Source organism: Alphaproteobacteria bacterium 33-17 (genome assembly GCA_001897445.1).
Classification (GTDB): domain Bacteria; phylum Pseudomonadota; class Alphaproteobacteria; order Rickettsiales; family 33-17; genus 33-17.
Genome location: MKSX01000014.1, coordinates 38194 through 57740 on the forward strand (window position 1 = coordinate 38194; position 19547 = coordinate 57740).

9 protein-coding genes are annotated in these 19547 nt (G+C 33.3%); 7 read left to right on the plus strand and 2 right to left on the minus strand.

Annotated elements, in window-relative coordinates; genetic code table 11:
• Positions 1–310 precede the first annotated feature (310 nt).
• Genes BGO27_06625 through BGO27_06640 form a run of 4 tightly spaced genes read left to right on the plus strand, consistent with a single transcriptional unit; the run spans position 311 to position 6538 of the window.
• Entirely contained in the window at positions 311–2296 is a 1986-nt protein-coding gene (locus tag BGO27_06625) for a hypothetical protein (GenBank protein ID OJV15095.1), read from the plus strand.
• Position 2297: 1 nt separating this feature from the next.
• A complete protein-coding gene (locus BGO27_06630) occupies positions 2298–4238 on the plus strand; it encodes a hypothetical protein (protein ID OJV15096.1) in 1941 nt (646 codons plus the stop codon).
• Positions 4239–4259: 21 nt separating this feature from the next.
• Positions 4260–4703 (plus strand): hypothetical protein, encoded by a 444-nt coding sequence (locus tag BGO27_06635; protein ID OJV15097.1) that lies wholly within the window; start codon positions 4260–4262, stop codon positions 4701–4703.
• Positions 4704–4738: 35 nt separating this feature from the next.
• Entirely contained in the window at positions 4739–6538 is a 1800-nt protein-coding gene (locus BGO27_06640) for an elongation factor 4 (GenBank protein ID OJV15098.1), read from the plus strand.
• 496 nt (positions 6539–7034) lie between these two features.
• On the opposite strand, the gene BGO27_06645 is transcribed toward BGO27_06640, so the two are convergent.
• The gene (locus tag BGO27_06645) at positions 7035–8333 is read right to left on the minus strand and encodes a tRNA uridine-5-carboxymethylaminomethyl(34) synthesis GTPase MnmE (protein ID OJV15099.1); all 1299 of its coding nucleotides are present in this window, start codon (positions 8331–8333) and stop codon (positions 7035–7037) included.
• Between the two features lie 78 nt (positions 8334–8411).
• On the opposite strand from BGO27_06645, the gene BGO27_06650 reads away from it, so the two are divergent.
• The 3 genes from BGO27_06650 to BGO27_06660 all read left to right on the plus strand — a co-directional run bounded on the left by BGO27_06650 (position 8412) and on the right by BGO27_06660 (position 18347).
• The gene (locus BGO27_06650; GenBank protein ID OJV15100.1) at positions 8412–13076 is read left to right on the plus strand and encodes a hypothetical protein; all 4665 of its coding nucleotides are present in this window, start codon (positions 8412–8414) and stop codon (positions 13074–13076) included.
• A 1013-nt stretch (positions 13077–14089) separates the two neighbouring features.
• A complete protein-coding gene (locus BGO27_06655) occupies positions 14090–14836 on the plus strand; it encodes a hypothetical protein (protein ID OJV15101.1) in 747 nt (248 codons plus the stop codon).
• Between the two features lie 112 nt (positions 14837–14948).
• Entirely contained in the window at positions 14949–18347 is a 3399-nt protein-coding gene (locus BGO27_06660) for a hypothetical protein (protein OJV15102.1), read from the plus strand.
• A gap of 77 nt (positions 18348–18424) precedes the next feature.
• Here BGO27_06660 and BGO27_06665 read toward each other — a convergent pair whose 3' ends face one another.
• Positions 18425–19540 (minus strand): hypothetical protein, encoded by a 1116-nt coding sequence (locus BGO27_06665; protein OJV15103.1) that lies wholly within the window; start codon positions 19538–19540, stop codon positions 18425–18427.
• Positions 19541–19547 lie beyond the last annotated feature (7 nt).

Sequence of the window (19547 nt, forward strand, 5' to 3'; positions counted from 1 at the left end):
AAATGTTCTTTCATTTAAATCTGAAATTCAAAATCAAGAAGTTCAAAAGTGGTTTGCAGAAAGTTGCATTGTATTCTCAACTGAAATTGATAGTTTAAATACTATATTAGAGGCGTTAAAGCAAAAAGGTTCTTTAAGTAAGGAGCTTACTCGTATTCAAAACTTACTATCTCAGCTAGTTGTTAATAATATATCGATAATTTATGCTCTTGGTCAGCCATATGATATTAAAAGAGGTCCTGTACTAGATGAAAAATTAAATATATTAAAGGTTTATGAAAGGGATGTTAATTATATAACAAGTAGTAGGTTGCTAGAGTCTCCAACTAATAGAATAGTAGTTAATCTTTTACAGTCCAAGTCATTTGATTATATTATGCATGGTCAAAAACCAATAATAGACACAAATATTTTTAATAATGCTAATACAACATTAGAAGCATTAAAAATATCCATTAGGGATACATTTAGAACTAATCCAAATGCTCATGTTTATCAAATTAATGGTAGAAACGTAGATTTAGATTTAGTTGATGCAATTGCTAAAAATGCTTTGTACACAACATACGCTGCCAATCTATATAATATTTTCAGTCTGTATTCTGACTATATAAAAAGTGCGGGGGAAATAAGAGGTTCATTGGCTAAAAATGAAATTATTAACGCTTTGTATTCTTTTATAAATGCAGTTTCTGGTGAAATTAATCAAAGCCATTATGTTATTGAAAGAAGTTTAAATGCACACTACCGAAATATGGTGCAAACATCAAGGGAGTTAGTAAGGGAGCATGGATCAATAAGATTAACATATGAACAAATAGTAAGGTATACCAGAGCAGCGGCATATCGTGATATTGAAGAAAAAGAAGTTTTGTTAGTAAATTTCTTACAGCAGTTTAATAATATGGTTGTAGCTGCTAATATACCAGTATTAGAGGAAGCTTCCAATATATTAACAAATGTTATGCAGAATCAGGTTGTGGCTGTTATAATTAATGCTCCTCCTGCAAATCCTCATGAAAATGGTTTTCAAAATCAAGTTCAACAAGTTAATGCAGCCGTTTTAGGGCAAATTGAAAGTTTGCAAAATCAACTAGCTTTGGCTAGACAAGAGGTAGTTCAATCTAAAGAAATTTTAAGGGCTTCAGAATTAGAGGATCGATGGTATAAAGTAACTGAGAATGATAGAAAGCCGATAGTTCCAACATCTGTTCCGACAACTTTAAGTGGAGTTAATCAAAAGGTAAATAGTCATAATGTTGGTAGGGTTGCCGCTGGTGCTACTATTGCTGGTACAACATATACATTGATTAAAAAAGGGGTAACAGGAATGTTGCCAAATTGGATGAAGGTTCCAGTTACAATTTACAGTTCTGTAGATACATTAGCAAAAGGAAAAATTACCGAATGGATTAAGGATGGGGTTGCTCAAATTCCTACGGGTTTTGATTATATAACAAGAGAAAGTAATACTAACCTTGTAAAGGCAAAGGAAGTTGCATTAACAGTAATAAGACCCGTTGATGAAATAGTGCATGCTGGCTTAAAGATTGCGCAAGCTCCCGTAAAGCTACTAAATAATACTAATGTATTATCTAATAGTACTAGTCAGGGTGTAACAAACTGGTTAAACTCATATGATGTATTACGTTCGAGGTATAAAAAGGAATTTTGGGTGAACTATGAAATATTACAGGTCAATTTTTTAAACCCATTTATCAATGCTTTTAAGACAATTAGTAAACCTAAATTATATAGAAACTTTGCAAAATTATTGAACATTATTGAAAATAATAATATGCGCTTAAGGTATATAGCTGATAACGGAAATTTAAATCTTGAAAAAGTTGACGATTTTATAAATGCTAATACCAATGACTTAACAGCTGATGGTAGAGTTACATTAGCTGATGATCAAAATTTTACATCTTATAAAAGCATTATGAAAGCAGTATTCGAAAGACCCGTTATGTTTGTGCATATACTTATGAGGTATAAAGTTGATGTGAGTCAGAAACAGTTTGTAATAGGAAATAATCAAAATGATCAGCATAGTAAGTTGATCGATATGTATCCCAATCATAAAAAGCAAGGTGTAGAGCTTGAAGAAATGAACGGAAAAATGACTGAAATGTATCAGCATTTATCAGGGCAAACCATAGTTGTGGCGCGTGGTTATTTAAATGAAAAGCGTGAGCAGTTAGATAAACAGGGTAGTATAGAGCAGTCAAAAATTAATTGTTTTGCTGAAAACTCAATTAACAGTAAAGCCAAAGAAGTGGCAAAAGGATTATAAAATGCAATACGTTAGTAAAGAAAAGTTAGTTAATATTCAGGAAAAAGCGATAAATTTTATAATGTCAAAAATATTTGTAGTTTTTAATAAACTTAGCAAACCTATTCACAATGGAAAAGTATTAAGATTTACAAAGTTTGTTGCCGTGAAATTAGCCAGCTTATTTACTAATGTATGTTTGCTGCTTGCTAATTTTACTAGAAAGTGTTTGGGCATTTTTGGCGTTAATGTTAGCAATTATGATATTGGGGTGCTTTTAGCTGCCCCAATATTCATAGCAGATAGAGCAGTAAGTAGCTTTTATAAAAACTTTGTATGTAAGTTTATTACAATAGTTCCAAATACATTTGTGTATTTATATAATAAGAAAAAGGGTATTAAAATGAGTAAGAAAAAGTCTTTAACAAGCGTTGATTATGATGGTAAAGATGATGCTTTAAATGAGAGTCAATTCCAAGAAATTATTAAAGGCTATAATCTTTATTTAGAGCAATTAGGTTACCCAAATGGCGAGGGTATGCACATACTAGAAAAATATTCCATTTTAATGATGAGTAATGTTGCTGCTTTTAAATGTAAAAACTGGGTGTATGAAAAAGTAATTGAACACTTTAAAAATGAAATTTTATCTAAAGAGCCAGAGAGTATTACTAAAACAAAGTTATTGAAGCTAATAAACGATGAAAGTTTCTTTTTGTTTAATTATAACGATATGAGTATTCAATGGTATTTGCAAAAAATTTTTGACTTGAGTCGTAATCCTGTTCCAGTTAGTCCGTTTTGTCGAGAGTTTGTTCTGGAAAATGCAATTAAATATATTAATAAAAATTTCAATGTTGAAAATATTCAAGATGCTAGTCTTGTAGAGGTATTAGACAGGTACTGTGATAATTTTGATAAAACACAAGAAGTGTATTGGTTTAAAAAAGGTGGCGTATATAATAAGCACAAAGATATGTTTACTGACATATACAGTAATACAATGCGTGTTATTGAAGAGGGGATGGCTCAAATAGGTAAGCCTATATCGTTTTATAATAGGCAAATAGGCTTAAATATTAATAATCTTGATTTTCAAACGATTTTAATTAATGCTATTAGTTATAAATTTGAGTACAATTCAGATGACAGACCTGTAGAACGTGTTTATCTTGATAATTATATAGAATTTATAGCTAAAGAGATTTTACCAGGATATCCAGATGAAATTGTTGATTTTTTAGCTAGAGGTAACCATTTTGGGTGGTCACAATTTTATTGCCAATACGCAAATTCATTTTATTCCATGAACTATATATTGCAAAATATTATGGCAATTGATCCTAAAGTTTTATATAAAAATAATCCAACTAGGCTGGCAACTGGCGATTTTGTATATAGCGAGGAAAAGGAAATAGTAGGGCCTTTGCTAATTCTTGGTTTATATCATGCGCATAATCAGATTAGATGTGATAAAGAGTTTCAAATAACAGAAGATCCAACTAAGGCAATTCGCAGAACCGCTGCAAATCCAATTACATACTGGAAGTTGGCTGTTGAGAAAGAGGTTAATAATATCAAGTCTAATCCAAGGCAGTTTGTTAAAAAGCTTTTAGTGGGTGGAGGTAGTATAGTAAGTATCGTTGGTAGTTTAATGGGATATGGACCAATGGCAAACTCTACAGTACTCAAAAATGGCTTAAAATTATTAGGAGGAGTGATAATAAGTTATGCACTTTTAGCCCCTAAATTACTATCTAGAGCAAATCATCATGATGCAGACGTTCCAAGATGGCAACCATCAATGCATCACAAAGGCTACAAGAAAGTGCAGGAAAGTATGGCAAGGTACAGGGCGGTTAATAATACGTTACGTAAAGATTTGCCCAAAGAAAAGTGGCGGGATGCCAAAGATCAGGTGGTTAATGCTTCAAATTTAGCTTTACCATCGCCACAAGTATAATTTATTTAAAGAGGTTGTTTTATGGCTAAAGAGTTTATGTTAATCACTGAATGTGCGATTGAGTGTGAGGGTAAGTTTTTGGTCATAAAACGCCCCAGTGGCTCACATGCTGGCGGTCTGCTTGCCTTTCCAGGTGGTGGGGTTGAACAAATTGATAGCGAAGCGGGCGGTGATTTTATTAAAAATGCCACAATTCGTGAGGCTTTTGAAGAGGTCGGCATTCAAATAGCTGGCGAAATTCATTATGTTACATCTAATTTCTTTATGGATACTAAAACAGGTAAAGCATGTGCCGATGTAATATATTACACAAAAGTTGATAATTTTGATGTTACGCCAAATGAAAGGGAAGTTCCAGAATATTTCTGGCTTACTTATGAGGAAATGATATCCATGCCAAACTGCCCTGAATGGCACAAGAAATATATGAAGGCTGTAATTGACTTAAGAGGTAAATTAGGGTAATCTGCGACAAATTCATATATTTTTAGCGATTCCTTATGACAGACATTAATCTTATCCGAAATTTCTCAATTGTTGCCCATATTGACCATGGGAAATCAACCCTTGCCGACCGTATTATCGAGTTTTGTGGCGGGCTTGAAAAGCGTGAGATGACATCTCAGGTGCTTGATTCAATGGATATCGAGAAAGAGCGCGGAATTACTATTAAAGCCCAAACTGTGAGGCTTCATTATAAAAAGGGCGGCAAAGAATATGCTATTAACCTTATGGATACTCCAGGTCACGTGGATTTTGCCTATGAAGTAAGTAGATCTCTTGCAGCCTGTGAGGGGTCGCTTTTAGTAGTAGACGCTAGTCAGGGTGTGGAAGCGCAAACACTTGCAAACGTTTATCAGGCAATAGAAGCAAACCATGAGATTGTGCCTGTTCTAAACAAAATTGACCTGCCAGCAGCAGAGCCAGACAAAGTAAAGCAGCAAATTGAAGACGTTATCGGAATTGACGCAAGTGATGCTTTAATGATATCGGCAAAAACGGGTCTAGGTATTGAAACCGTGCTTGAGGCAATTGTAGATAGACTTCCTGCGCCAAAAGGCGATAGATCAGGAAAGCTTAAGGCGCTTTTAGTAGATAGCTGGTATGATACATATCTTGGCGTTATTATTTTAGTCAGAGTCGTTGACGGATCGCTAAAAAAAGGTATGAAAATTAAGATGATGTCTAACAATGCAATTAACACAATTGATACTGTGGGTTATTTTACACCTAAAAAAGTTTACTGTGACACATTAGAAGCAGGTGAAGTTGGTTTTATTACCGCATCTATTAAACAAGTAGCAGATTGTAAGGTGGGTGACACAATTACCGATGAAAGAAACCCCTGTGACGAAGCTTTAGCAGGGTTTAAGCCAAACCTTCCTGTTGTATTCTGTGGACTATATCCAGCAGAATCGGCTGACTTTGAAAACCTTAAAGAGTCTTTAGCTAAACTCAGGCTTAATGACGCAAGTTTTGAGTTTGAGGCGGAAAGTTCATCTGCATTAGGTTTTGGTTTTAGATGTGGTTTCCTTGGGCTGTTACACCTTGAGATTATTCAGGAAAGATTAGAGCGTGAGTTTAATCTTGACCTTATTACAACTGCTCCAAGCGTAATTTATGATATCCACTGTACAAATGGTGAGATATTACATATTCATAACCCTGCTGATCTTCCTGATCCAGTAAAAATTGATCATATGGAAGAGCCATGGATTAGATCAACAATTATGGTTCCGGATGAGTATTTAGGAGCCGTGCTATCATTATGTACAGAAAAGCGTGGTGAGCAAGTTGATATGACATATGTAGGTAACCGTGTAATGGTAATTTATAAGTTCCCGCTTAATGAAATTATCTTTGATTTCTACGATAGACTGAAATCAGTATCACGTGGTTATGCAAGCTTTGACTGGACATCGGACGAATACCGTCAGGGAGACCTTGTAAAACTTACTATCTTGGTAAACGGTGAGCCAGTTGATGCCTTATCTACAATCGTACACCGTACTAAAGCTGAATATAGAGGACGTGAGTTCTGTAAGAGACTTGTTGACCTTATCCCAAGACAAATGTTCCAGGTTGCTATTCAGGCTGCTATTGGCGGTAAGATTATTGCCAGAGAAACAGTGAAAGCGATGCGTAAGGACGTACTTGCCAAGTGTTATGGTGGTGATATATCCCGTAAACGTAAGCTTTTGGATAAGCAAAAAGAAGGTAAAAAGAAGATGCGTAGTATTGGTAATATTGATATTCCAAAATCCGCATTCATCGAAGTGCTGAAGATTAGAGACGAGTAGTTTTAGTATTTTGATTTTTGTAAAAAACTTGCCTCTCGGGATTGTAGAAGTTCAAAGTATCGGTGACGTTCATTACGAGAGGTTTTAACCTCGAAGCAATACATAATAACTTACAGACAAATAGATTGCCACAAAATGCTTTGCATTTTTCGCAATGACAGCCAGTAAGTACTCTCGTCATTGCTGCTGTATAAGTTCAAAGTTTCGGTAACGATCATTGCGAGGAATGTTAACATTCCGCGGCAATCTATATTAAAATTAAAAGCCTGAGGTAGATTGTTTCGCAGTATTTCATATTTTTCCCTAATAGACCATGTGGCAAATACCGTCACCGATACTCAAAGTCTATACAGGAAGACAAAGCACCTATACCCAAAAGCGCTATAGTTAAAGTATTTGATTATGATGTAGGAACGATGAGCGAAGCCTGGTAAACCCAGGTAAAGTAAAGAAGTGACGCATACCAGAATTATTATAAGGACTTAATTATATATATCTATTTTCCAATGCAAAAGCTGCTAAATATAATATCCAGTATTTCGTCTACTTTTACTAAGCCTGTAATCTTGCCAATCTCATACATTGCCCTGCGCAGATGCTCGCCCGCAAGTTCGATGGGTAGATCTAAAGTAAATTCTTCAAGCTCATAAAGGGCGTTTTGCAAATGCTCCCTATATCTGGCTCTTGTGATGACTGGATCATCTGAAGGTTCAAACTGAGATGCAAAATCTTTAATTGCTTCTATTAAATTTGAAATATCATTATTTTTAGCTGATATATAAATATAGTCAGGATTGTCTTTTTTGCTAATAGTATCTGATTTATTAATCACAACAAGTTTATTATCGTGCTGAGCTATGGGCTGTATATTATTAGGCGAGAGGATCTCGAGAACAAGGTCGGCCTCCGTAAGTTTTTTACGAGCGATCTCTACGCCGATTTTTTCAATGGTATCATCTGTTTCCCGAATTCCTGCTGTATCTGTAAAAATAAACGGGTAGCCTTCAATATCAATTATAACGTCAATTGCATCACGCGTTGTACCTGCAATATCGGAAACTATAGCAACCTCACGCTTGGTAATGGCATTAATAAGTGTGGACTTACCAACATTAGGTTCGCCAACTATTGCAACTTTAATACCGCTGCGGATTTTTTCACCACGGTTGCTGTCATTTAAATGACCATGAATGTCGTTCCTTAAGTTATCTACTGATGATACGATATCATTAACAATATCTTCTGGGATATCTTCTTCTGGGAAATCTATGAAGGCTTCTATTAGTGATAAGGTTCCAAGAAGTTCCTTCCTCCATCCTTCGTATAAATCCTTAAGTTGACCGCCTAGATTTTGGTTTGCAGATACTAATTGAATTTCGGTTTCGGCATCAATAATATCGGCAATGCCTTCTGCCTGAGTTAAATCAATTTTACCATTTAAAAAAGCCCTGCGACTATACTCACCTGGCTCTGCCATTCGTGCTTCAGATTTAGATAATACTTCAAGTAAAGTTTTGATAACGGCAATGCTCCCATGCGTATGGATTTCAATTACGTCATCGCCTGTAAAACTTTTAGGGGATTTGAAATATAATGCAAGCACGTGGTCAATGATTATATCATTAAGTGGGTTGGTGATTTTGCCATAAGTTTTACCATTCTCAGATAGTAATTCGTTACTTAACCCTAAAAAGCTTGCAACATTTAAACTATTAGGTCCTGAGATACGAAAAACGGCAACCCCTGATTTTCCAAAGGGAGTTGATAAAGCATAGATAGTGTCTGATGTGCGCATTTTAATTGATTTTTGCTAAATTTGAAATAGAATATACCACATAACAAATGTATATCAACTATTCTTCTAAGGTTTTAAATGGTCGCTTACAATAATACAGAAGTTGTTTCAAAAATAGCTTCGATTGCTGGTTCTGACGTTTTATTTAGTAAATTTATTAAGTCATTTTTTCTTCATGTTCCTAATGATGATCTTGTTAGTAAAGATAACGATTTTTATTTTAATATAGCTAAGAAAGCTTACGAATTTTTTGCAAGTAATCCAATAGATAGCGGTCTAAAAATAGAAGTATATGACGATCAAGATGCTACAAATATTATGGTACATCATAAGGATATTCCTTTCTTAGTGGATTCTGTAACAGGTGGTTTGAACATTGCTGGATACAAACTCTCACAAGTAATTCATCCTGTTGTATTTGTAAAAAGAGAAGATGGAAAGATTACCGCAATTGATTCTGAGAACTCTCAGGAAATAGCAAACCCGCAAGAAAGTTTAATGTATTTTAGACTTTATATTAAGCTTGATGATAAAGGAAAGGCTGATCTTAAAACATTGGTAGAGCGCATTTTAAATAATGTTAGAGCAGCAGTAAACGACTGGAAAGAAATGCTAGCAAAAGCTAACGAAATTGCCGCTATTGCAAGCCCAGAAAATGCAGAGTTTATAAAGTGGGTTGAGGCTAATAACTTTACTTTACTAGGATATCACGCATCAGGTGAGCATAATAGCCTTGGTATATTTAGAGAGTCTCCTGATATTTATAAAGAAATTGAAAGAGAAAATAACAATTTCTCTAAACTCCCTGATAGTATTGTGATTAGTAAGCTTAAGTATATTTCTCCAGTACATAGAACTGTGAATTTAGACCTTATTTCAATTAAAATTAATAATAAAATATACAGTTTTGTTGGGCTGTTTACATCTGGTGTTTATTACCAAAGTGCCTTAAAAATCCCGCTTATTGATAGTAAAATTAAAGCAGTGCTTAAGAAATCAGGCTTTAGGCAGGCAACGCATAACTATAAAGAGCTTGTTGCTATTATTGAAGCATTCCCAAGGGATGAGCTTCTTCACTTAGATGCAGATACTCTATATGATACAGCTATAAATATTTTAGCTCTTCATGAAAGGCCACGTACTAAAGTTTTCATTCATAAGACTTTTTCTGATATTTTTATCAGTAGCATCGTATTTATTCCAAGAGAGCGCTTTAGTGATAAAGTATGCTCACAAATTCAGGATATTTTAAAAAGTGAGCTTGGTTGTAATGTAGACAGAGATTACCTCCATTTAAACGAATCAAAGCTTGCCAGATATCACCTGATTTTAAGTTTTGATAATAAAAAGATACCAGATATTAAAGTAGAAGATATTGAACGCAAAATTATTTCACTTGCTTCATTTTGGGATGAAGATGCCAAAAATGAACTGGTATCAAAACTTGGTTTTGAACGTGGTATGGCATTATTTACTGAATTTAAAGATTCATTCCCTAAATCATATCAGGAATTTTATGGTATTACGTCAGTTGCGTTTGACGCTGAAAAAATTGAAGATGCTATTAAGCTTCAAAAGCACGTATATGACCTTGCCATGTGCCAGAAAGAGCAGGGTTGTTTTAATCTTAAAATTTATTCTCCAAATGGGAAGCTTTCAATTTCAAGCTTAATGCCTGTGTTCGATAACATGGGTTTCTTTACAGATGACAGTAGTTATTTTAATATTAACCGTTCTTCTGATAATGCTCAATTAGTTCTGCACCATTTTAGGCTTAAATCAAATAAAGTTAATACAGAAAATTTTGCAACCTATAAAGCTAATATCGAAGGTCTTCTTGATCAAATTACTAAAGGCATTATTAAAAAAGACAGATTTATTGCTCTGTCAATTTCAGCCAATTTCTCCCCAAGACAGATTTTGCTTACTAAAGCTATTTCAAAATACTTAAAGCAAATTGGAGTAAGTTATCACCTAGGCTTCTTAGCTACAGTGTTAGAGACTCATTCAAAAATTGTTGGAAAGCTTTATAGGCTATTTGAATACAAATTCCATCCAGAGCTTACTGATCTTGAAAAATATAATGAACTTGATGATGAAATTTTAGCTGATTTATCTAGTATTTCTGATGTTTCTGAAGATAAAATCTTAAGATTCTACTTTTATTTTATAAAAGCTGTTCTTAGAACTAATTTCTATCAACTTCATCCAGATGGTGCGCAAAAGAATTATATCTCGTTTAAGATTAGGTCGTCTGATATTCCTGAAATTCCATTACCTAAGCCATTTGCCGAAATATTCGTGTATTCACCAACAATGGAAGGTATCCACTTAAGAGGTGGTTCTGTTGCACGTGGAGGATTAAGGCTTTCAGACAGACATGATGACTATAGAACCGAAGTTCTGGGGCTTATGAAAACCCAAATGACAAAAAACTCTATTATTGTTCCTGTGGGATCTAAGGGTGGGTTTATTGTTAAAAAAGTTATTATGGGCGCAACACGTGAGCAAATTCACCATGAAAATGTTGAAGCTTATAAAACATTTCTGCGTGGTATTTTAGATATTACCGATAACGTTAAGGACGGTCATATTATCGCCCCTAATCAGGTGGTAAGGCATGATAGTGATGATCCATATTTAGTAGTTGCTGCCGATAAAGGAACAGCTACATTCTCAGACGTTGCGAATTCAATTTCTAAGGATTATGGTTTCTGGCTTGATGATGCTTTTGCTTCTGGTGGTTCGAACGGTTATGACCATAAAAAAATCGGTATTACGGCAAGAGGTGGCTGGGTTTGCGTTATCCGTCACTTTGAAGAAATGGGCGTGAATGTATTTAAAGATGAGTTCTCAGTAGTTGGTATTGGTGACATGGCTGGTGACGTATTTGGTAACTTTATGCTACTATCAAATAAAATAAAGCTTGTTGCTGCATTTAACCATATGCACATCTTTATTGATCCAAATCCTGATGCTGCAAAAAGCTTTGAAGAAAGAAAACGTTTATTTACCACGCCAGGTACAAGTTGGGCTGATTATAATAAAGCCCTTATCTCTAAAGGTGGTGGTATATTTGAACGTAAATCTAAGATTATTGAGCTTACACCAGAAATCAAAGAAGCATTGGGCGTTGAGGAAAATGCTCTAACACCAGATGCTTTAATTAGAGAGATTCTCAAGGCTGAAGTAGATTTGCTTTGGAATGGTGGTATTGGAACGTATGTTAAGGCAAAGGAAGAACACCCAGAACACGTTGGTGATAAAAACAATGATGCTGTACGTATTAACGGTGAAGATTTGCGCGCTAAAATCGTGGGTGAGGGCGGAAACCTTGGTTTTACGCAGCGCGGGCGTGTAGAATATGCACTTAAAGGCGGAAGAATTAATACAGACGCGATTGATAACTCTGCAGGTGTAGATTGTTCAGACCACGAAGTTAATATTAAAATTGCCTTTACTGATCTTATGAGAGCAGGAAATGTCGATATAAATACCAGAAATAAAGTCTTAGAGCAAATGACTGACGAAGTATCGGAATTAGTTTTATCTGATAACAAATCACAAAGCCTGGCTATTAGTAACGAATATGCGTTCTCAAGTGATATGGCAATTGAACATACAATGCTACTTAGTATTCTGGAAAAAGAAGGTTTGTTAAACAGAGCAGTAGAGTATTTACCTAGCGATCAAGAAATGGAGATGCGTACTACTAATAATTTAGGCTTAACCCGTCCTGAAATTGCGGTAATGCTTGCTTATGCAAAAATGTCGTTATTTAACAAAAGCTGTGCGTCAAATGTATTTATAAATCCATATTTTAACCACTATTTTATGGATTATTTCCCTAAGGAAATGGTAAGGCTTTATGGCGAGAAGTTACTATCGCATCAGTTAAGAAAAGAAATTATTGCTACAGTTGTTACAAATAAAGTTATTAACAAATGTGGTGTAAGTTTTTATCACTTAATTTCAGCGGAAACTGAATGTTCTGTAGACACTTTTGTTAAAGCTTTTGAAGCTACGTTTAAGATATTTAATATAGATAGCATTTGGGATAAAATTGACCACATGGAATTCCATAAAGATATATATGAACAAAAAACCAAGTTATTTGATAAGCTTCAAAGCTTTATTCAGCTAGCAATTTCATGGTTTATTCATAATATGGATTCAAGTAGTCAGATTGAGAGCATTATTGAAAATTTTGCAGGCGTGATTGTAGATGTTAAAAACTCGATTACCAGCGATAAAGAATCAAAAGCACATGATTTTTATACAAACAGCATGCAAGAGCTTGAAAATATTGGTGTTCATAACGGTATTGCATCTGAAATTGCAATGCTTGATGCAATGTCTAAATGCTTTACCATTATTAAGTTTGCTAAGAAAACGCAATATAACATTTCGCAGCTGCTTAAAATGTACTTCCTTATCGATGAAGCAATTGAAGGTGTGTGGCTTAAAAGTAAACTTGGCACACTTAATATGCACTCATATTGGGACAGAAGCGCTATAAAAACACTTTCATACGAAATTGACAGCATACAGCTTGAGATTTGCTTAAAGGCTATGAACTTCACAGGCGATGCAATTGAGCATAAGTTTAATGCATGGGTTATGAAATACGAGCAGGCAATTCAGCTTTACCACGACCAGATTATATTTATTAAAAAGTCGAGTATTGATATTTCTGGCTTCTACGTAATGGCGAAGAGGATTAAAAAGCTGTTTGAGGTGTAAAATAATCATTGCTTACCAGTCATAAAGTAAAGATAGAAAAATAGCCAACCACCCTAGGGTAGGGCGGCTATTTTTTACTTAGATTTATTGGGATGATCTTAATTAAGCGTGCAAATTACATTGCAAAGCGAGCTTTTCATAACCATACACTTATTATTATAAAATTTAACAACTTATCAAGTAATAACAAATGAGTAAAGAACAACGGCTGTTTGAAGCTGTAAAAAAAGGTGATTTGGTATGTATCTAACCTTCAAATTAAATATAATAGTTTTGATTATAAATTTAGAAAAAACCATATAATTGACGATAAGAATTTTACTGAGTTTCTTGCCCAAATTAACCTTCCAGATATTCCACTAAAACACTTTAAGGAATAATTTAGTATCTAGGTATTTTGTTAAACCTAATCCTGAGGTTATTTTAGACGGAAACCTAACGCATCTACCAAGTGAGATTAAAGGTATTATTTTCAGTAATTTAGTAGGTTCAAACTTTAATAATTTTAGAGAAATTGCTGAGCAGCAATCTGCTGAATTTAAAACAAGATAATAATTCTTATATGAAAATTAAAATAAAGGCAGGGCTGGATATTACAATTGAACTTTGCATATTTTTTAAATTATGAAATATCATGGTAAAAGTGATATCTATCAAGGGTAATTTGAACTTGATCCCAAAATTTTGCCATATTAATTAAATTATGCTGTTGTTATTTTTAGAGTTAATCTATATTGCTAAGAAATTGGTGCGTCAATATATGTAAACTTTGCAGTGCTATACTGCAAACAAGTTACTGATTCTGATATAAAAGCTATTTTATATTTTAATATACAATTTATTAAGGTATATTTTTTTAATTAAGTATTGAATATACTAGACCAATCCATCAATTTATGCTATAAAAGCAGTTCAAATTTATAATATTTTAGTTATAGTAACTATTTTTTAACAATAATCAATATCTTAGGTAGGGTAATCCTATCTATAATTTTTCGTAAATAGGTAATTTCATGTCTTTGGATATACATTCTCCCGTAACCAATATTATGATGAGAGCTGTAAGAGCTGCTACAAAGTCTGTTCACAGGGATTTTTCTGAAATTGACCTACTTCAAAACTCAAAAGCTGGAACCTTAAGATTTGCTACAAACTCTGTAAACCGTATTAGAAAAATACTGGTTGAGGAAATTATTAAAGCTAAAAGTGAGTGCTATGTATTTGATAATGAAGGAAATAGTATTTACGGCGAAAAAGACAGTGAAAACAGATTTTTAATTATTCCTGTTGATAACTTTGACAATTTTATGCACGGCATACCTATGTTTGCTACCGCTATTGCATATCAAAAACTTAACTATAAAGATGAGTACGAGACTTTATCAATAGTAATAGACGTTCCTGTTCAGCGTGAATTCTATTACTGTGAAAAGGGATCTGCTGCATGGCGTGAGACATACACTGAAGGCAATACAAAGCCAACAAGGCTTAGAGTTTCAGAGCGTAAACTTCCTGATGAATTACTCACAAATGCATCAAATGTATATGTTAAAGACTTTAAAATATCGAGCTTTATTAGTCGCTCACCACTTTTAGATATTCTTTACTGCGCAAATGGTAAATTTGACGTTTTAGTAATGCATGATAAGGCTTATGAGCCATTTTTAACAGCCATTAGGGAATCTGGTGGGGTTGTAGAGGATAGACAAGGCAAAATCATAGCAAGAAACACTTTCCTAGATAATATCTCTTTGAAATAGTTAATTTATTGCGTGTATTAACCATTTGTTAATATTTTTTACTTGATTATTATTCGAATAAATGATCGTTATGTTATAATTAATGTATTAACGTAATGAAAGGGTATTTATCATGATGCATAATGATAATAACGGTAGAATAAACAATCAAACTAACGCAGAAATGGAAAATAAAGCTAAACGTATAAATGAAGCTTTATTACAAAACTTTGATATAAAAGATTTTAGCATAGATAAGTTTGAGAAACTTAGAAATATTTCATCTGCTAAAATGACCATGGCAATTAATCTCTTAGTGCAGCTAACACGAGATATTGACGAAAATCATTTAAAAAGTGAAGCATACTGTAAATCTATGTTTATGATGCTACAGATCCTTACTGCTTCTAATTTAAACTCATTATGTGAAAAAGATAGCAGACTACTGGAACGCATTCAGGAATTAAATGCTAATATTTTAAAAATGCTACCTTTATTAAAGCAAAATACATCTATGATAGGTACGCCATATCTTCATTTGAGTATTACACAATATTATATGGGTTTTATAAGTTGTTTTGGTAAAGATACTCCTGAAAATCTGGCAAACTTTTCTGAAAATGTAGCCATTGAACTAAATGATCAGCTTTCTAACAGGAAAGAGACTTTTGAAGCGCATATTATTTCAATGACTAATGCTTTTAATATATCTCGAATGATGATGGGTAATGATGATTATAATGCTGAAGCTGTTTTAGATGATTATAAAAAGCATGTTTTAAAATATGTTGATAAACATTATAGTCCGCAGCTCTACAAGAAATGTATGAATATTATAGAGAGTCTTGAGGGATGTCTTGTAAAGGATAATATTGCTAATCCTGATATTAAGTTTTTTAATGAGCTTGATGATGAAATTAGTAAAAATGAAGGTAGAAAAACGCATCTTGAGACAAAATCAATTGAAGCACGTATATTCTCACTTGCTAATAAAGATCAGCTGGATGAAGAAGATATGAGGCAGTTTAAAGTTATAAGGGACAAGCTAAAAAAACATATTAATAGTATGGAATTTAGCTTAGAAAATGTGTCAAAAAATATGCAGTTAGTTGTGCTTTATACATATGCAAGTTCGGATTTAAGTGTTTTAACACATTTTAAGGACAAATTAGAAAAAGAACTTAACTTTAGAAATAAACCAAAAAATATTGGTCCTAAGTTTTTAAATATAAACTCAATAAATCTAGATGCTAAGGAACTTGAAAAGTTTATAAATGTATGCGATGCAGCGATAGGATTGCTTCAAAACAAAGATACTCCTGAAACAATGCAAAAGCATACCGAAACAATAGTTAAATTTACCCAAAGATATGGCACAATATATGATTTACTCGAATTTATGTGCTTTGAGCCACCTGCAAACTTTAAGCACTTGCAGGAATATATCGAAAAAAATAATTTATCAAAAAAGTTTGTTCCAGTTTCAGGAATAGAATGGTTTAATGAAAACTTATTTAATATAGAGAAATTTGGTACAATGCTAAATTTCAATAAGTATTTTGTACATAAAATAAAACAATGGGAGCGTTTTATAGATGCTATGTCAAGTGATAAAGATTCTTATATAGCAGAAACAAAACCTTCGTTACTTGAGAAAGCTGCTTCAAAAGTTACAGGCAAAAAATTTAGAATATTATCAAATGATGATGAAAAAACTGCATTTGAAATATTCTCTGCCAAAACACCAAAACAGCAAGATGCTCTTCAACAGTCTCTTGAAAAAAGTGATTTTAAAAAAGTTAATGACAGATTCTATGGATTTGGAAACTACGGTGCATACAGAGCTTACGAAGCAATTATGTACTATAGGCTAAAGTATGTATTGCTAATGCAGACAATGCAGTATATTCAGCGTAATCCTGTAGTTGATGATAAAAATAAAGAAAAGCCAGAAGATAAAAAGGATAGCAATCAAAATACAGAAAAATCTGAAGTTAAAGCTGAAGATCAAAATGCAGTTCTTGATCATAAAGTTGCAACTCCTAAGTTTTTAAAAGTTTACGCTAATATTGATAAATTTAAAGCTTTCATGAAGTATGATCTTGTTCCCGAAAACTCAACTTCTTTAATTACTATGAATATGTATAATTGCTTGTTATTTACAATGGGTGATTATGGTGCAGCAGCAAATAAAGCTGAGGGAATGCTTTTAAATTTAAATGATTTAAAAAATAAAGCGGTAAATCCGGAAAATCAGCAAGTAGATGCAAACCATCTTATAAGTAATTGTTTAACCTTTAGACTTCATGAGCATATTGCACAATTTAACAAGCTATACTTACGTAAAAAAGCCGCATACAAGCAAGAAGCTTTAGAAAAATTTATGCTAGCTCTGCAAAAAGAATTTAAGCAATCTAACGCAAATACAAGGCAATTCTATTTTCAAATGGACGAAGAATTTGCTGAGCAGTTTGAAGAGTTTTTTAAAATAGCTAACAAAGATAATATTGATGAGCATAAAATTGTTGAAGCTATTTTTAATTTTATATCTCAAAGTGGTGTGTATGTTGATAGAAGAAAATATCATAATATAGGTGTTATTGATTTTAGTCGTAATAGAAACGAAAGACTTAATGGATCGCCGCTGTTAAGTCAGGATTTAATAAATCGTTATCAGATTGAAATCGAAAGATTAAACAGGGAAATTGAATTAGAAAAGGCAAAAGCAGAAAGTATACGCGAAAGGATTGAAAGAGAGAAAGCAGAGTCTAATAGGGGTCCTAATAATAATATTGACCCTGTAGAAACAGTTTCTCGTGGTATAGAACCATTGCCTGAAAAAGATGAGGAAAAAGATGACGAAAAAGATCATAGACCAAAAAACAGAGCAAAGCAAAATGATAATTTGTCTTACGAGGATTTAAAAGCTTCTGAAAAAGCAAATTCATCCAAAAAGAACAAGCCTAAAAAAGTTGCAAAAGGTAAAATAGTGACTACCTCACAACTTAAAAATAAAAAGAAACATGAAAGATCTTCTCAGGTTAGAATGAAAGTGCATCGTAATGACTGGATGCCAGTTTCAGAGCAGTATAATTATAACGATCCTGAATTTCAGCTTCAAACTTCGGAGCAAATTGCTGAAATAATGGTAAGAAGGTGGGGTAATAGAAGACCTAACTGGGAGTTTAATCCTGAAAATCTTATCCAAATTGACAGTATATTTTGTCCTGAGCCAACTTATGTTTATGTTGATGAGTCAAGAATAAAATCAAACGACACTTTAACTGCTTTACACGGCGCAGTTGAGAAAGGTTTCTCAAAGCGTGAGTTTGGATCAAATGGAATTAAACTTCTTGATGAAGGTAAAAAAGCAAAAAGAAATCTTCAGGGACCTTACGTAAAAATTAAGGGTGATGCTAGACTTTATTCATCTGAACACTACGAATTTGTAGATATTAAAGGGCATACTGTTAGAGTATTTATTGCCGACAGATTAGAAAAGGGACTTGGACACACTAAACGCAGTATGTAGTTGAAGTAAAAGCCCTGGTTTGCATATTTTGCAGCTTAAATCATTAAGCTTAAAAGTGCAAATCAGGGCTTATTTATTTAAAATTTCATTTGTATATTTTGTGAACTTTTGCTAGCAAGTAAATCCTCATCTAAAAACCTATATGAGGGATCCTGGTAGTCTGAGTATGCTGTCTTAATTTCCTGGAAACATTTTTGGTGATCTTCAAATTTTTTCTCATAGTGATCCATTTTAAAGGTAGATCCAAGAAATGATTGTAAATAGCAATATGCGTAAGCTGTATAGTATGATAGCCCAGTAAGTTTATTGAGATTGGATGCAACTGTGCCTTTTACGGATTCTATTGCACTATTTATGGGTTCATTAATCCAGCTTTTGCCAATATCTATAACTTTGTCTTTATATTCTGTTGCCCAGTACATCTTAAATGTTAGAATAGTCCTGGATGATAAAAAGCCCGGAAGGCAATTTTTTTCAGCTACTGATAATACTATATTTGGTGATGTTTTATCAAATTGTTGCTCTAGTTTGTAATCTAAAACGAAGGTGTGCAAAGATGCCTCGGCAATCTTAATCTGAATAAAGTTATAAATTTGAGGAAAAAACTTGATTATTGTTTCCACTCTCACAGTATTATTTTTCCTGGTATATCGATCAAATTTTTCAGAGCCAAAATATATGTACGACATACAGCACATTGAAAGAAAATTTAAGTTCTGAAATGATACCGTAAGTTCTTCTCTATCTTTACGATCTTTTGCTTTTAAGGCTTGCTGATAGGAATATAAAGTAGCATTTACTAGCGTGTACAATGAACTTTGTGATTTGCCATTTTCATAAAGCCAGCTATTAATCTTGGATATGAACTTATTTTTTTTAGTAATCCCCATGTAGGTTTCAAGTAATATTTCAAATTGTCCGGATAACATGCTTTTTATGGGTACGTCTGGAGATTCTTTAAGATAATTATTTATATTATCTGGATTTTTATCAAAAGCGCTTTGAAGTTCATAGATAACTTCGCATATAAACTTATCTGCAGAAGGACTAAAGAAAGTTTTTAAAGTATTAGTAAAGCCAAATAAAGATAATATTTCAAGTGTGTTACTTACATTTTTAAAAAATTTACTGCTCTCAAATGTAGAAACTAATCGTGTCCATTTATAAGTAATAATATGTTGCTCTTTTGTCATAAAACCT

Coding starts and splice junctions, on each gene's coding strand:
- BGO27_06660 (OJV15102.1), top strand. CDS start 14,949: ATGATGCATAATGATAATAACGGTAGAATAAACAATCAAACTAACGCA.
- BGO27_06645 (OJV15099.1), bottom strand. CDS start 8,333: ATGCGCACATCAGACACTATCTATGCTTTATCAACTCCCTTTGGAAAA.
- BGO27_06665 (OJV15103.1), bottom strand. CDS start 19,540: ATGACAAAAGAGCAACATATTATTACTTATAAATGGACACGATTAGTT.
- BGO27_06655 (OJV15101.1), top strand. CDS start 14,090: ATGTCTTTGGATATACATTCTCCCGTAACCAATATTATGATGAGAGCT.
- BGO27_06630 (OJV15096.1), top strand. CDS start 2,298: ATGCAATACGTTAGTAAAGAAAAGTTAGTTAATATTCAGGAAAAAGCG.
- BGO27_06650 (OJV15100.1), top strand. CDS start 8,412: ATGGTCGCTTACAATAATACAGAAGTTGTTTCAAAAATAGCTTCGATT.
- BGO27_06635 (OJV15097.1), top strand. CDS start 4,260: ATGGCTAAAGAGTTTATGTTAATCACTGAATGTGCGATTGAGTGTGAG.
- BGO27_06640 (OJV15098.1), top strand. CDS start 4,739: ATGACAGACATTAATCTTATCCGAAATTTCTCAATTGTTGCCCATATT.